Here is a 2210-nt window from a genome sequence, read left to right as displayed (position 1 = left end):
GTGCCGCGGTAATACGCCATTTGCGGATATTGATGGCCGCTGAGCATCAAATAAGGATAGCTTTTGTCATCGCGGAAAAGAATATTGTATTTCGGCGACAAGGCTTTAATAAAGTTGTTTTCGAGAATCAGTGCTTCGGCTTCGGAACGCGTGATGGTGGTTTCGATATGGTGAACCTGTTTTACCATCAATGCGATGCGCGGCGAATGGTCGTTTTTTTGGAAATAGCTGGAAACGCGCCGCTTGAGATTGACCGCTTTGCCGACATACAAAACATTGTTGTCTTCGTCAAAAAAACGGTACACGCCCGGCAGATTGGGCAGATTTTTCAGAAAAAGAGGTAAATCGAACGGTTCGGTTGCGCTCACGGGATTTTCTTTTGGAATAAGCAGGCCGTCTGAAAACTTTTCAGACGGCCTTTTTCATTGACGTTTAAGATTCTTGAGACGGAGTATCTTCAGCTTCTACCACTTGGTTTTCAGCTGCATCGGTTTCTAAAGGGGCTTCATCTTCAGCCTCTTCGGCCACGCGCTCCAAGCTGACCAAGGTTTCACCTTCATCCAGATTAATCAGGCGGACACCGGCGGCTGCACGACCGGTCTCGCGGATTTGCTCAACTTTGGTACGAATCAGGACGCCGCCGCTGGTAATCAGCATCAGGTCGTCGGTTTCGCTGACCAAAGTCGCGGCAACCAAATCGCCATTGCGCTCACCGGTATTGATGGCGATATTGCCTTGTCCGCCTTTGTTTTTACGGCTGTAATCGGCAATCGGGGTGCGTTTGCCATAGCCGTTGGCAGTAGCGGTCAATACTTGCAAATCGCTTTGTTCGGCTTCAGGGGCGAAGGTAATCAGGCTGACAATCTTGCCATTGGCTGGCAGGCGCATACCGCGCAAACCGCCGCTGCCGCGACCGGACGGACGGACACCGTGTTTGCCGCTTGGTAATGCGTTTTCGGCATTTTCATCATCCAGGCCGTCTGAATCTTCGTTTTCGGTTTCGATATCTGCATCTTCTGCTTCATCGTTACCGGATTTTTCCCAATATTCGTTAAAGCGGATGGCTTTGCCCAAGTTGGAGAACAACATAATGTCGTCCGCACCGCCGGTTTGCGCTGCGCCGACCAAGTAATCGCCTTCTTTAAGCGCGATGGCTTTGATGCCTTGGCTGCGGACGTTTTTAAACGCAGACAGCTGGACTTTTTTCACCATGCCTTGTGCGGTGGCAAAGAAGACGTATTGGTCTTCCGGGAACTCGCGGACGGCCAAGATGGCGCTGACTTTTTCGCCTTCTTCCAATTGGATAACGTTGTTAATCGGACGACCGCGGCTGTTGCGACCGCCTTCCGGAAGTTTGTACACTTTAATCCAATGGCACTTGCCCAAATTGGTGAAGCACATCAAATAATCATGCGTATTAGCAACAAACAGGGTTTCGATAAAGTCTTCGTCTTTGGTTGCCGCTGCCTGTTTACCGCGGCCGCCGCGACGCTGCGCCTGATAATCGGTAGTCGGCTGGGTTTTAATGTAGCCGCCATGAGTCAGGGTAACGACCATTTCGCGTTGCGGAATCAGGTCTTCATCGGCAATATCGCCGCCAAACGGATTGATTTCGCTGCGACGCTCGTCACCGAAGTTGGCTTTAATATCTGCCAATTCTTCGCGGATGATTTGGGTAACGCGTTCAGGTTTGGAAAGAATATCCACGAAATCAATAATTTTGCTCATCAGGTTTTTATATTCGCCGACAATTTCTTCCTGATCAAGGCCGGTCAGGTTGCGCAGGCTCATGCGCAGGATGGCATCGGCTTGCAATTCGCTCAGGTAATAGTCTTGACTGTGCAGACCCAAATTTTCAGGCAAGCCTTCAGGGCGCATCATTTGCAGGTCTAAATCCGTACGGCTGAGCATGTCTTCAACCAAGCTGCTGCGCCATGGGCGGGACAGCAGTTTTTCTTTGGCTTCCGGCGCATTGGCAGATTCTTTGATCAGACGAATGATTTCGTCGATATTGGACAAAGCAACTGCTTTACCTTCGGCAATATGGCCTTCATGACGCGCTTTTTTCAGGCGGAACAAGGTACGGCGGGTAACGACTTCGCGACGGTGGCGCAGGAATTCGGACAGGATTTGTTTCAGGTTCAGCAAGCGCGGCTGGCCGTCAACCAAGGCCACCATGTTGATACCGAAGCTGTCTTGCAGCTGGGTCA

At 50.8% G+C, this 2210-nt stretch carries 2 protein-coding genes; both read right to left on the bottom strand.

What is annotated here, in order from left to right:
- Window positions 1-368 (bottom strand): GIY-YIG nuclease family protein (locus ACTHS3_RS06480; RefSeq protein WP_440367449.1); only part of this gene is annotated, 368 nt, incomplete at its 3' end.
- Between the two features lie 64 nt (window positions 369-432).
- A partial coding sequence (locus ACTHS3_RS06475; RefSeq protein ID WP_440367447.1) for a DNA gyrase C-terminal beta-propeller domain-containing protein occupies window positions 433-2210 on the bottom strand: 1778 nt, incomplete at its 5' end.

It is taken from the genome of Neisseria sp. P0009.S007 (assembly GCF_051962515.1).
Note: the sequence above shows the minus strand (reverse complement) of the source record. Positions and strands in the feature narration are given on the sequence as shown.